The sequence below is a fragment of the Streptomyces sp. NPDC048411 genome (assembly GCF_040704695.1).
Lineage (GTDB): Bacteria > Actinomycetota > Actinomycetes > Streptomycetales > Streptomycetaceae > Streptomyces.
In genome coordinates this window covers 1-10,616 of sequence record NZ_JBEZKL010000063.1, presented here as the reverse complement: position 1 = coordinate 10,616, position 10,616 = coordinate 1, and the positions used below count along the sequence as shown (strand labels likewise).

Annotated in this window: 11 protein-coding genes and 1 pseudogene; 10 read left to right on the top strand and 2 right to left on the bottom strand. The window is 70.7% G+C overall.

Going from position 1 to position 10,616, the window contains the following annotated elements; genetic code table 11:
* Window positions 1–16 precede the first annotated feature (16 nt).
* From pnuC to AB0915_RS22140, 4 genes are read left to right on the top strand one after another with little or no spacing between them, the layout of a single operon-like run.
* The gene (gene pnuC, locus AB0915_RS22155; RefSeq protein ID WP_366692716.1) at window positions 17–670 is read left to right on the top strand and encodes a nicotinamide riboside transporter PnuC; all 654 of its coding nucleotides are present in this window, start codon (window positions 17–19) and stop codon (window positions 668–670) included.
* Window positions 667–1,746 carry an AAA family ATPase gene (locus tag AB0915_RS22150; RefSeq protein WP_366692715.1) on the top strand — a complete coding sequence of 360 codons (1,080 nt, stop codon included), beginning with the start codon at window positions 667–669 and terminating at the stop codon, window positions 1,744–1,746. Before pnuC ends, AB0915_RS22150 begins: the two co-directional genes overlap by 4 nt.
* Window positions 1,743–2,474 (top strand): NUDIX domain-containing protein, encoded by a 732-nt coding sequence (locus tag AB0915_RS22145; protein ID WP_366692714.1) that lies wholly within the window; start codon window positions 1,743–1,745, stop codon window positions 2,472–2,474. Before AB0915_RS22150 ends, AB0915_RS22145 begins: the two co-directional genes overlap by 4 nt.
* Complete coding sequence (locus AB0915_RS22140; RefSeq protein ID WP_366692713.1) at window positions 2,471–3,493, top strand: ADP-ribosylglycohydrolase family protein; 1,023 nt, start codon at window positions 2,471–2,473, stop codon at window positions 3,491–3,493. The genes AB0915_RS22145 and AB0915_RS22140 overlap by 4 nt, the downstream gene beginning before the upstream one ends.
* 289 nt (window positions 3,494–3,782) lie before the next feature.
* On the opposite strand, the gene AB0915_RS22135 is transcribed toward AB0915_RS22140, so the two are convergent.
* Both AB0915_RS22135 and AB0915_RS22130 read right to left on the bottom strand, forming a co-directional pair.
* On the bottom strand, window positions 3,783–4,487 hold the full coding sequence (locus AB0915_RS22135; protein ID WP_366692712.1) for a nucleotidyltransferase domain-containing protein: 705 nt from the start codon (window positions 4,485–4,487) through the stop codon (window positions 3,783–3,785).
* A gap of 259 nt (window positions 4,488–4,746) precedes the next feature.
* A complete protein-coding gene (locus AB0915_RS22130) occupies window positions 4,747–5,253 on the bottom strand; it encodes a Rieske (2Fe-2S) protein (RefSeq protein WP_366692711.1) in 507 nt (168 codons plus the stop codon).
* Between the two features lie 307 nt (window positions 5,254–5,560).
* Between AB0915_RS22130 and AB0915_RS22125 the strand changes: the two are divergent.
* The 6 genes and pseudogenes from AB0915_RS22125 to der all read left to right on the top strand — a co-directional run.
* A pseudogene (locus AB0915_RS22125) lies at window positions 5,561–5,767 on the top strand (DUF1304 family protein); the annotation flags it as partial.
* 156 nt (window positions 5,768–5,923) lie between these two features.
* Window positions 5,924–6,286, top strand: a complete 363-nt coding sequence (gene aroH / locus AB0915_RS22120) for a chorismate mutase (protein WP_358858155.1) — start codon at window positions 5,924–5,926, stop codon at window positions 6,284–6,286.
* The gene (locus AB0915_RS22115; protein ID WP_366692710.1) at window positions 6,283–7,368 is read left to right on the top strand and encodes a prephenate dehydrogenase; all 1,086 of its coding nucleotides are present in this window, start codon (window positions 6,283–6,285) and stop codon (window positions 7,366–7,368) included. The genes aroH and AB0915_RS22115 overlap by 4 nt, the downstream gene beginning before the upstream one ends.
* A 158-nt stretch (window positions 7,369–7,526) precedes the next feature.
* A complete protein-coding gene (gene cmk, locus AB0915_RS22110; RefSeq protein WP_366692709.1) occupies window positions 7,527–8,243 on the top strand; it encodes a (d)CMP kinase in 717 nt (238 codons plus the stop codon).
* On the top strand, window positions 8,240–8,896 hold the full coding sequence (locus AB0915_RS22105) for a lysophospholipid acyltransferase family protein (protein ID WP_366692708.1): 657 nt from the start codon (window positions 8,240–8,242) through the stop codon (window positions 8,894–8,896). Before cmk ends, AB0915_RS22105 begins: the two co-directional genes overlap by 4 nt.
* 67 nt (window positions 8,897–8,963) lie before the next feature.
* Window positions 8,964–10,433 (top strand): ribosome biogenesis GTPase Der, encoded by a 1,470-nt coding sequence (der, locus tag AB0915_RS22100; protein WP_358858151.1) that lies wholly within the window; start codon window positions 8,964–8,966, stop codon window positions 10,431–10,433.
* Window positions 10,434–10,616 lie beyond the last annotated feature (183 nt).

Below are 10,616 nucleotides of genomic sequence, written 5' to 3'. Positions count from 1 at the left end.
TATTAAGGAGGCGGGTGTGAGTCTCGCGGACATCCTCGATCCCCTGCAGCAACCCTTGGTGACGGTCCTGGACACCCCGGTCAGCTGGACCGAGGTCCTCGGCTTCGGCAGCGGAGCGCTGTGCGTCTGGCTCGTGGCCCGTCAGCACCTCGCCAACTGGCCGATCGGCATCGCCAACAACCTCTTCTTCATCCTGCTGTTCACCCAGTCCGGTCTGTACGCCGACGCCGGCCTGCAGTTCGTCTTCATCACCCTTGCCGTGTACGGCTGGTGGACCTGGACCCACGGGGGTGGACCGGGTTCGTCCGCCCTGCCGGTGCGCAGTACCACGCGCACCGAATGGGCCTGGCTGTGCGCGGCAGGGGTGGCGGGGACCCTCGCCCTGGCCGTCCTGCTCGACCGTGCCACCGACTCGACCGTGCCGTTCTGGGACGCGCTGACGACCGCGCTGTCGCTGGCGGCGACGTACGGGCAGTGCCGGAAGCTGGTCGAGTCGTGGTGGCTGTGGATCGCCGCCGACGTGGTGTACATCCCGCTCTACGCGTACAAGGAGCTCTACCTGACCTCCCTGCTCTACGTCGGGTTCCTGACGCTGTGCCTGGTCGGGCTGCGCAACTGGAAGCTTGATCTCGCCGTCCGGCAGCGGGAGTTGGCGGAGGTGGCCCGATGAAGCGGTTCGCGCACGGGCTCGTGCTCGGCAAGTTCTATCCGCCGCACGCCGGCCATCACCACCTCGTCCGCACCGCCCAGGACCGCTGCGAGCGGCTGACCGTCCTGGTCTGCGCCGCCTCTGTCGAGTCCGTCCCGCTCACCGATCGCGTCGCCTGGATGCGGGAGGTGCATCCGGACGTACGGGTCGTCGGCGCCGTCGACGACACCCGGATGGATCTCCACGACCCGGCGATCTGGGACGCCCACATGGCTGTCTTCACCGAGGCCGTCCTGGAACCGGTCGACGCCGTCTTCACCTCGGAGTCGTACGGGGACGAACTGGCCCGCCGCTTCGGTGCCGAATCCGTCTGCGTCGACCCCGGCCGCACGGTCTTTCCGGTCTCCGGCACCGCCGTCCGGAAGGACCCGGTGGGCTGCTGGGACTTCCTCGAACCGCCCGTGCGGGCCGCGCTCACCCGCCGGATCGTCGTTCTCGGCGCCGAGTCCACCGGTACCACCACGATGGCCTGCGCCCTCGCCGACCATTACCGGCGGCGCGGCGGCGTCTGGGCACAGACCCGGTACGTCGCCGAGTACGGGCGGGAGTTCAGCGAACAGAAGCTGGCCGCACTGCGTGCCCGGTGGCCCCAGGCGCAGTGGGAGGACGTCGCCTTCACCACTGACGACTTCCCGCTGATCGCCGAGGCGCAGAACGCCAAGGAGGAGGCCGCCGCCCGGACCGGGTCCCCGGTGCTCATCTGCGACACCGACTCCTTCGCCACCACGGTCTGGCACGAGCGGTACGTCGGCGGCCGCAATCCGCTCGTCGAGGAGACCGCCGACCGGGTCGGCCATCACCTGTGGCTGCTCACCGACCACGACGGTGTTGCCTTCGAGGACGACGGACTACGCGACGGCGAGGAGCTGCGGCCCTGGATGACCGACCGGTTCCGGGCCGAACTCACCCGCACCGGAAGGACGTTCGTCGAGCTGGCCGGGACGCATGAGAAGCGTCTGGAGACCGCGCTCACCGCTGTCGACGCACTGCTCGCCGCAGGCTGGAACTTCGCCGCACCCCTCCCGGAGCGACGATGAGCACCGCCCCGGAGGGCTACGACCCGCATGCCTTCGAGCCGTTCGCCGTCACCGTCGACCTCGCGGTCTTCACGGTCCGCGGCGGACGGCTGCACGTCCTGCTCGTCGAACGCGGCGAGGACCCGTACAAGGGGCACTGGGCGCTGCCCGGCGGCTTCGTCCTGCCCCGTGAGTCCGCCGAGTCCGCCGCCCGCCGGGAGCTCGCGGAGGAGACCGGGCTGTCCGAGTCCACCGTCTCCCCCCTCCACCTGGAACAGTTGCGCACCTACAGCGATCCGGACCGCGACCCCAGGATGCGGGTCGTCTCCGTCGCGTACGCCGCGCTCGTCCCCGATCTTCCGGAGCCGCGCGGCGGTGGGGACGCGGCCAACGCCCGCTGGTGGGACGCCGGAGCACTCGGCGCGCTCGCCTTCGACCACGACCGCATCCTCGCCGACGCACACGACAGGATCGGCGCCAAACTCGAGTACACGTGTCTTGCCACCGCCTTCTGCCCGGCCGAGTTCACCCTCGGCGAGCTCCAACAGGTGTACGAGACCGTCTGGGGCGTCGAGCTCGACCGACCCAACTTCCGGCGCAAGGTCCTCACCACGCCCGGCTTCGTCCAGGCCGTGGAGGGATCACCGCGCCGCACCGGCGGACGGGGCAAACCGGCCGCCCTGTACCGGGCGGGTGCCGCCACCGCCCTGCACCCTCCACTGCTGCGACCGGAAGGAAGAAGCACATGATCGTGACCAGGACCATCACCAAAGGCGCTGCCACCGGCGCGCTGACCGGGCTCGCGCTCGGTGACGCGCTGGGCTTCCCGACCGAATTCAACAACGTGCCCTCGATCCTCGCCAAGTGCGGGCCGTGGCGGCAGATGCGGCTGCCGCGTCCCGCGATCGTCTCCGACGACACCCAGATGACGCTGGCCCTCGCGCGGGGCATCCGCACCGCCATGGACCGGGGACTGCTCACCGCACTGCGGCTGACCCGGCCGGTACGCGAAGAATTCGTCGAGTGGTACCACTCACCGGACAACAACCGCGCCCCCGGCCGCACCTGCATGACCGCCTGCCGGCTGCTCGACGGCGAACGGCTCTGGCAGGAGGCCAGCCAGACAGGCTCCAAGGGCTGTGGCGCCAATATGCGGGTGGCGCCCGTCGGACTCGTACCCGGGCTGAGCGAGGAACAGCGTTCCGGCGCGGCGCAGTTGCAGGCTGCCCTCACGCACGGACATCCCACGGCGCTCGCCGCCTCCGACCTGATGGCGCGCGCGGTGTACCTGCTGGCGCAGGGCGCGGAGCCGGCGGGGCTGATCGGGCAGCTGCGCTCGTACGCGTACGAGAACAGCAGCCGTTACCTCTCGCGCTGGCTCGGCGACCTGTGGCGGTACGCGGGCGACGACTCCGGCGAGAGCTACATCCGGCGCGGCTGGGATGAGTGCCTGACCGCACTGGCCAGGGTGCAGGACGCCCTGCGCGACCCGTCACCGGAGGACGACCCGTGCGAGACGACCGGTGACGGCTGGATCGCCGAGGACGCCCTCGCCACGGCCCTGCACTGCTTCCTGCTGTTCCCCGACGAACCGGTCACCGCCCTGCGCCGGGCCGCCTGCACGCGCGGCGACTCCGACTCGATCGGCTGCCTGACCGGGGCGCTGGCCGGGGCACATCTGGGGGCCGCGGCCTGGCCCAAGGAGTGGTCGGAGCGGATCGAGTACCGCAGCGATCTGCTGTCGCTGGGGGCGCTCTGGGACTCTTGATCCATGCGTACGAAAACGATGCACCTGCACGAGGCCGGGCTGCCGGTCACGGACTTCGGCCCGGTACTCGCCGAGGAGCCCGGACCGACGCTGTTCGCACGAGGGTGACCCCGCCGGGGACGGTCTGTGGTGACCCGGTCCCCCTCCGGAGCGCCCCCCGGGCGGTGAACGTCCAGCGCGACGCGGGGGAACCCGGAGTCTTCTTCATCGCCCTGCCGGGACTGCCCTGCGCGACCCCGGACGGGCCGTCACGGGGCAGCAGACCGGTGGTGGTGGCGAGCGGGCCCGTTCAGTCGGCGCCGGGTGACAGCGCCGACGCTCGGCGAGTGCGAATCAGGAAGTCCTCCACCCGGGCCCGGTCCGGCTCCGGTGGGAGCGGGGAGCCCGCTGCCGCCTCGTCGTTCTCCTCGGCCAGGCGGGTCATCCGGCGTTCGACCTCCGGCCAGGGAACCTCGCCGCGCTTCACCGCGAGCAGCTCCTCCCTGGCCGCGCCGACGTCGACCGTCAGTTCTCCCGTACGCAGCAGATCCCGGCCACTCGCCAGCAGCCGCAGCAGATGCATGGCGTGCTTCCAGCGCGGCGCACCGAAACTACGGACATCCGCCTCCAGCTTCCTGCGCTGGCCCAGCGCGTAGCGGACGAAGGTCCGGTGGGCGAGGCGGGACAGGAACGCGTCGCGCAGGGAGAGGAGTTCGCGGCCGACGGGGGCGACCTGTTCCACCAGGGGGGAGTGCAAGCACTCCAGGACATTGGGGTTGGCGATCAGCGCCAGTTCGCAGAAGCGCTCCAGTTCCCAGGAGAACTGCTCCTCCGCAGGGCCCTCGACGTGTTTCGGCGGTTTCTCGAACTGCCAGAAGAGGCGGGTCGGCGCCAGAAAGACACCGCGCCGGTCGGTGTCACTGCCGTCCGTGGCGAGCCCGAACGCGCGTGAGCCCATCACGCAGGAGTAGATCGTGTGGTCGCGTACGAGGGCCTCGGCGTCCTGGGTGGTCATGCGGGTGAGCGTACGTGCGGGTAAATGCGTTGCGGGCAGGGAGCCGTGGCGTCAGCATCGGCCGCATGACGATGATCCGAAAGGCCCGGCGCGTACCCCTCCAGTGAGCGCGATGACCCCACTTTCGGGGTCGCCGCGGTGGAGCTGCTGTGCGGATGGGCGGCCACGGAGGCCGGGCGGTCGTCGCTGGTGACGTCCGCAGACTGCCCTGACGCGACCGTCTCGGCGGGGGCTTCGGCTCCCGCCGGGACGGCCGGTGTCATGCGAGCCGGATGGTGTCACCGGTGACGGTGATCCGTTCGGTGGGCAGCGGGCCCGGCGCGGGACCGGCCACGACCGCCGCGTCCGTGATGCGGTACTTGCTGCCGTGGCAGGGACAGTTGATGGTGCCGTCACTGACCGAGTCGACGGTGCACCCCGCATGGACGCAGATGGCGGAGAAGCCCTTGAACTCGCCCTTCTTGGGCTGGGTCACCACGACCTTCTGTTCCGTGAAGATCGTGCCGCCGCCGACGGGGATGTCCGAGGTCTTGGCGAGAACCGTGCCGCTCGCGGTGGAGCCTTTCGACGCCGTGGCGCTTGCCGTGCCGCTCGCGGGGGAACCTTTCGGCGGCGTGGCGCTTGCCTTGGTGCTCGGGGTGACGCCCGGTGAGGTCTCCGGTGCGGATGTCGTGCTGGCTCCGTCCCCGGACGAGCCGCAAGCGGTCACCAGCCCGGCGGCGCCCGCTGCGGCTGCCGTGAGGACCGTCCTTCGTCGTGCGTCCATGGCTTGCTCCTTGTGTGGTGGCCACGACCGGTGAGCTGTCTGCTTCCGGCATGGGCATCGTGACCCCGCGGACGCCGAGGGCCTAGCAACCCGGCGGCAGAATCGCCCAAGTGGCAGAAGCACCGGTTCTGGCCGACATTGTCGATACTCCATCCCTCTTCCGAGGGGCAGAACCATGGCAAGGAAACGACCTCGGCAGCCTGCTGGGCGGCGGGAGCGGAGCGTTCCGAGGATGGTCCCGGCGCCGGCCGGCACCCGCGCCGGGCGATGACAAGGGCGGCGCGGGCGGTGGCAACGGAGCGGCCGGGCGGGTGACCCCGTCGGGTACCAGGCGCAGATCTTCTTCGCCGGCTGCCTGATCACCGCCCGGGTGTACGGAGCGGCCACCGTGAACCGCGTGATCCTCTTCGTCCAGTCGGTCCCCGCTGCGGTGGCCCTCGTCCTGCCGGCGCAGCCGGCCGGCCGGGTCCCCCGGACGCTGCTCGCCGTGCACGCCACCGCAGCGTCCCGATGACCGCTGTGTCTCACGGAAAGAGCACCTCGGTCGCCGGCCGCCTCGCCCCTCTAGGCTGAAACGCGCAGGTTGGCGCCGAGCAGGCGCGACAACCATAGAGCGGCACGAAGAACAACGGCACGAAGAACAGCAGCACGAAGAAGTGAGGAGCCAGACGTGGCGGTACGAGCGGTCCGCGGAGCTGTCCAGCTGGACCGGGACGAGGCCGGACACATGGACGAGCGGGTCAGCGGCCTGCTCACCGCCATCCTGGAGCGCAACAGCCTCGTTGCGGACGACCTGATCAGCATCTGGTTCACGGCCACCCCCGATCTGCACAGCGACTTCCCGGCCGCCGCCGCACGCGGTATCGGCATCGTCGACGTACCGCTGATCTGCGCCCAGGAGCTGGACATCGAAGGGGCGATGCCCCGCGTGGTGCGCATCCTCGCCCATGTCGAGACGTACCTCGCCAAGTCCGAGATCACGCACGTCTACCTCGGGGCCACCGCCTCCCTCCGCAAGGACATCGCCCAGTGAGAACCGCCGTCGTCATCGGAACCGGCCTGGTCGGCACCTCCGCAGCCCTCGCCCTCGCCGGGCGCGGCGTCCACGTCCACCTCCTCGACCACGACCCGGCGTCCGCCCGCACCGCGGCCGCGCTCGGCGCCGGTACGGACGAGGCGCCCGAGGGCCGCGTCGACCTGGCGGTCATCGCCGTACCGCCCGCCCATGTGGCCTCGGTGCTCGCCACCGCCATGCGGGACGACATCGCCCGCGGCTACCTCGACGTCGCCAGCGTCAAGGGCGGCCCCCGCCGTGAGCTGGAAGCCCTCGGCGTCGACCTCACGCCGTACATCGGTACGCACCCGATGGCCGGCAAGGAGCGTTCGGGCCCCCTCGCCGCCACCGCCGACCTCTTCGAGGGGCGCCCCTGGGTCCTCACCCCGACCCGCGACACCGACACCGAGGTCCTCAACCTCGCCCTGGAGCTGGTCGCCCTCTGCCGCGCCGTTCCCGTCGTCATGGACGCCGACGCCCACGACCGGGCCGTCGCCCTCGTCTCCCACACCCCGCAGCTGATCTCGTCGATGGTCGCCGCCCGCCTGGAGGAGGCCGACGAGACGGCCGTACGCCTCTGCGGCCAGGGCATCAGGGACGTCACCCGGATCGCCGCCTCCGACCCCCGGATGTGGGTGGAGATCCTCTCCGCCAACCCCGGCCCGGTCGCCGATGTGCTCGCCGGGGTCGCCGCCGATCTCGACGAGACGGTACGGGCGCTGCGCAGCCTCCAGACCGGCGACGAAGACAAGCGCCGCGAGGGCACCGACTCCATCGAGGACGTGCTGCGGCGCGGCAACGCGGGCCGGGTCAGGGTGCCCGGGAAGCACGGGGCGGCCCCGGCGTCGTACGAGATCGTGGCCGTGCTCATCAGCGACCGGCCGGGCGAACTGGCCGGGATCTTCGCGGACGCGGGCCGGGCCGGGATCAACGTCGAGGACGTCCGCATCGAGCACGCCACCGGGCAGCAGGCGGGTCTGGTGCAGCTGATGGTCGAGCCGAGCGCGGCCCCCGCACTGGCCACGGCGCTGCGCGAGCGGGGCTGGTCGATCCGCCAGTAGGTGGTGTCCCGCGCATCACGGCCGGACGCCCCCGGGCCCGCGGTGGCCAGGTCCGAGGGCACTTGTCCACAGGGTGTAAAGGCCCGCCCAGACACTCGGTAACCTTGAGCGGGGCGGGTTCGCGCGTCCCCGTCCCGCCCACCCCGAGTACCAGGAAGGTGTCCACCACCGTGGAAACCGTAAGCGCCGCCGCCCGGACGGCCCCGGCCGCAGTGATCGTTGCCATAGACGGCCCGTCCGGCACGGGTAAGTCGAGCACGTCGAAGGCTGTCGCCGCCCAGCTCGGCCTGAGCTACCTGGACACCGGCGCCCAATACCGGGCGATCACCTGGTGGATGCTGAACAACGGCATCGACGTGCACAACGCCGCGGAGGTCGCGACCGCCGCGGACAAGCCGGTCATCGTCTCGGGCACGGACCCGGCCGCCCCGACGATCACGGTCGACGGCGAGGACGCCGCGGGCCCGATCCGTACGCCGGAGGTCACCTCCAAGGTCAGCGCCGTCAGCGCGGTCCCCGAGGTGCGGACCCGGATCACCGAGCTGCAGCGGTCCATCGCCGCGGATGCCGAGGTCGGCATCGTGGTCGAGGGCCGTGACATCGGCACGACCGTGCTGCCCGACGCCGACCTCAAGATCTTCCTGACCGCCTCCCCGGAGGCCCGCGCGGCCCGTCGCAGCGGAGAGCTCAAGGGCTCCGATCTCGCCACCACCAAGGAGGCGCTGATCAAGCGGGACACCGCGGACTCCAGCCGGAAGACCTCGCCGCTCGCCAAGGCGGGCGACGCGGTCGAGGTGGACACCACCGAGCTGACCCTGCAGCAGGTCATCGAGTGCGTCGTCACCCTCGTCGAGGAGAAGCGGGCCGCGAAGTGACCCCTGCCACGGGCACGCCCACACTGCGTGGAGCGGCGGTCGGGCGCGGGATCGGCATCGGGCTGATGTACGGGCTGTGGAAGCCCCGCGTCCTCGGTGCGTGGCGGGTACCCGCCTCCGGACCCGTCATACTCGCGGTGAACCACTCCCACAACATCGACGGGCCGATGCTGATGGGCACCGCGCCCCGGCCCGTGCACTTCCTGATCAAGAAAGAGGCGTTCGTCGGCCCCCTCGACCCGTTCCTGCGCGGAATCGGTCAGCTGAAGGTGGACCGTACGAGCGCCGACCGCACCGCCGTCACCCACGCCCTCGGCGTGCTGCAGAACGGCGGGGTGCTGGGGATCTTTCCCGAGGGCACCAGGGGTGAAGGAGACTTCGCCTCGCTGCGGGCCGGACTCGCGTACTTCGCGGTTCGCAGCGGGGCGCCGATCGTCCCCGTGGCCGTCCTGGGAAGCACTGAGCGCCGCGGGCGGTTGATATCGGCACTGCCGCCTTTGCGCAGCCGGGTCGATGTCGTCTTCGGCGACGCCTTCGAAGCACAAGAAGGTGCGTCCCGGCGCACCCGGAAGGCACTGGACGAGGCGACGGTACGGATCCAGGAGCGGCTGACCTCGCACCTGGCCGGGGCCAGGCGCTTCACTGGGCGCTAAGTAAGACTTGAGTAGTGGGCCGCGTGATCGTGGTCCATCGATGATGATGCAAAGAGGAACGGACTTCATGAACGACCAGATTCACTCCGGCGGCTCGGACCACGAGCACGGAGCGCTTGGCGACGCCGAGTACGCGGAGTTCATGGAGCTCGCCGCGCAGGAGGGCTTCGACGTCGAGGACGTCGAGGGCGCGATCGACGAGGCCGGTCACGGACCGCTGCCCGTCCTCGCCGTCGTCGGCCGCCCCAATGTCGGCAAGTCGACCCTGGTGAACCGGATCATCGGCCGCCGCGAAGCGGTCGTCGAGGACAAGCCCGGAGTCACCCGGGACCGAGTCACCTACGAGGCCGAATGGGCCGGCCGCCGTTTCAAGGTCGTCGACACCGGCGGCTGGGAGCAGGACGTGCTGGGCATTGACGCCTCCGTCGCCGCCCAGGCCGAGTACGCGATCGAGGCTTCCGACGCGGTCGTCTTCGTCGTCGACTCGACCGTCGGCGCGACCGACACCGACGAGGCCGTCGTCAAGCTGCTGCGCCGGGCCAAGAAGCCCGTCGTCCTGTGCGCCAACAAGGTCGACGGCCAGAGCGGTGAGGCCGACGCCACTGCGCTCTGGTCGCTCGGTCTCGGTGAGCCGCACCCGGTCTCCTCGCTGCACGGCCGCGGCACCGGCGATCTGCTCGACGCAGTCCTCGAAGCACTGCCTGAGGCTCCGGCCCAGCGCTTCGGTACCGCCCTCGGCGGACCGCGGCGCATCGCCCTCATCGGCCGTCCGAACGTCGGCAAGTCCTCGCTGCTGAACAAGGTGGCGAACGAGGACCGGGTCGTCGTCAACGAAATGGCCGGCACCACCCGTGACCCGGTCGACGAGCTGATCGAGCTCGGTGGTATCACCTGGAAGTTCATCGACACGGCCGGCATCCGCCGCCGCGTCCACCTCCAGGAGGGAGCGGACTACTACGCCTCGCTGCGTACCGCGGCCGCCGTCGAGAAGGCCGAGGTCGCCGTCGTCCTGATCGACGCCAGCGAGTCCATCAGCGTGCAGGACCAGCGCATCATCACCATGGCCGTGGAGGCCGGGCGCGCGATGGTGATCGCGTACAACAAGTGGGACACCCTCGACGAGGAGCGCCGCTACTACCTGGAGCGCGAGATCGAGACGGAGCTCGCGCAGGTTGCGTGGGCGCCTCGGGTCAATGTCTCGGCTGTTACCGGCCGTCACATGGAGAAGCTGGTCCCGGCGATCGAGACCGCACTCGAAGGCTGGGAGACTCGCGTTCCCACCGGTCGGCTGAACGCCTTCCTCGGTGAGATCGTCGCCTCCCACCCGCACCCGGTCCGTGGCGGAAAGCAGCCCCGCATCCTCTTCGGCACCCAGGCCGGCACCAAGCCGCCGCGCTTCGTGCTCTTCGCCTCCGGGTTCCTGGAGCACGGTTACCGCCGCTTCGTCGAGCGCCGACTGCGCGAGGAGTTCGGCTTCGACGGCACCCCGATCCACATCTCGGTGCGGGTCCGCGAGAAGCGCGGCCGTAAGAAGTGACACCCGGTCGGCCCGCTGACTGACCTGTCGGCCGGCCGACCTTCTGTCCGTCCCGGACACGGCGAAGCCCCGCACCGTTCCTCCTGTGGGCGGATTCCACTGGTCGTCGCAACACGTGATCTCTGATGTGTTGCACTGGCAGTTAAGCAGTCGCCCGGTCGCGATCATGCGGCCGGGCGGCGG

Excerpts from the sequence above, each read along its gene's own strand:
- AB0915_RS22150 (WP_366692715.1), top strand. The coding sequence starts at position 667 with ATGAAGCGGTTCGCGCACGGGCTCGTGCTCGGCAAGTTCTATCCGCCG.
- AB0915_RS22145 (WP_366692714.1), top strand. The coding sequence starts at position 1,743 with ATGAGCACCGCCCCGGAGGGCTACGACCCGCATGCCTTCGAGCCGTTC.
- AB0915_RS22140 (WP_366692713.1), top strand. The coding sequence starts at position 2,471 with ATGATCGTGACCAGGACCATCACCAAAGGCGCTGCCACCGGCGCGCTG.
- AB0915_RS22135 (WP_366692712.1), bottom strand. The coding sequence starts at position 4,487 with ATGACCACCCAGGACGCCGAGGCCCTCGTACGCGACCACACGATCTAC.
- AB0915_RS22130 (WP_366692711.1), bottom strand. The coding sequence starts at position 5,253 with ATGGACGCACGACGAAGGACGGTCCTCACGGCAGCCGCAGCGGGCGCC.
- der (WP_358858151.1), top strand. The coding sequence starts at position 8,964 with ATGAACGACCAGATTCACTCCGGCGGCTCGGACCACGAGCACGGAGCG.